Genomic DNA, 303 nt, shown 5'->3' on the forward strand with positions numbered 1-303 from the left:
AGTTCGGCCCGTACGAGGCCCTCCACGTCGGCACGCACTCCCCGGAAGGCCTCCACCCAGTCGGGCCCCCACCCGCCCCGCGGCGTCCGGTCGGGAACCACCCCGGCCCCCACGAGCCCCAGGCGCAGTTTGTGCCGGCCCAGGATCGCCTCGGCGAGCCGGTGGGCGCCGGCGGTGGCCAGCAGGGCCAGGCAGGCGCTCCCGGCGGGGAGAGCCTCGTACGGGCCGAACTGGCCGGCGCCGGGCCCGACGAGGGGGCGCTCGCCCGGGTCAACGCGGCGGCCGCCGGTCCACCCCCGGGAC

1 pseudogene is annotated in these 303 nt (G+C 79.9%); it reads right to left on the reverse strand.

From position 1 onward, the window contains the following. A pseudogene (locus ADK55_RS36685) lies at nucleotides 1-303 on the reverse strand (hypothetical protein); the annotation flags it as partial.

It is taken from the genome of Streptomyces sp. WM4235 (assembly GCF_001279725.1).
Classification (GTDB): Bacteria; Actinomycetota; Actinomycetes; order Streptomycetales; family Streptomycetaceae; genus Streptomyces.